The following is a 912-nucleotide window of genomic DNA, read 5'->3' as shown; positions in this document are numbered from 1 at the left end:
GTATATCAGATATAGGAAGAAGATTTAAGAACGCTATGTTTTGAAGCACTTACATATATACTCCAATTATCGTTTCCATTATACATATAAAAAAAATCCATTCCGGCATACTGCATATCTCCTTTTAGCACATGTTTTCTATTTTACGATCCTATGTAAAAAGCAGGTCTTACGACCTGCTTCTTCTTGGTTGGGAATCTATACCCTAAAAATCATTTTTGTAGAGCTGTTAACTCTATTCTTCTTAGTTGGGAGTCTATACCCTAAATTCTTAAGCAGAGCATCTCGCTCTTTTCTTGATTAGATTATAACATATCCCTTCCATAGATACAAGAAAAATTACAAATTTTTTGCCTCATAAAAAATCGCATCAATGCCATCCTTAACAAGCTGCTTATCCAAAGAATATGTTACACCTTTTATTGTTTCGTTAATCTGTATTAAAAATTCATCAATTTGCTTTTTATCGGGAATTTCCTCTTTCCTTAATTTTACAATTTGATAAGCCATATCTTTTGCCTTTGAGATTAACTCAGCTTCATAAACAGACTTTAAGATTTCAATCCTTTCCTCCTGCGGGATACTATATACCATCTCTCGGAGACCTAAAAATAATAGTTTATGGAAAATATGCTTTTCCATTGGACATTCCTTTACTGCACTGCCTTCTTTTAAAGCAATAAATCTATCAGCATTAACTGTTCTAACCTGATTGTACACTGCGTATGTATCATTAGTTTTTAATGATGATGGTAAACTATTCATCGCTCCTAATTTTATTTTATTCACACCGACTCCATTAGGTGCGCTCGTAAGTGGCATAACAATAAATGTTGCTTTATCATTATTTCTCCCTGAATCCGTGAAGTTCAATGCAAGTCAACCTATTAAAAGCCAGTATTTTCTAATGTT

General features: G+C 32.8%; 1 protein-coding gene. It reads right to left on the bottom strand.

Translation table 11 applies throughout. The features are described 5' to 3' along the window. Nucleotides 1-339: 339 nt before the first annotated feature. Entirely contained in the window at nucleotides 340-789 is a 450-nt protein-coding gene (locus ASU35_RS05695) for a hypothetical protein (RefSeq protein WP_147525390.1), read from the bottom strand. Nucleotides 790-912 lie beyond the last annotated feature (123 nt).

The organism is Acetivibrio ethanolgignens, assembly GCF_001461035.1.
Lineage (GTDB): Bacteria > Bacillota > Clostridia > Lachnospirales > Lachnospiraceae > Velocimicrobium > Velocimicrobium ethanolgignens.
The sequence above is the reverse complement of the archived record's forward strand: the minus strand, read 5'-3'. Positions and strand labels throughout refer to the sequence as shown.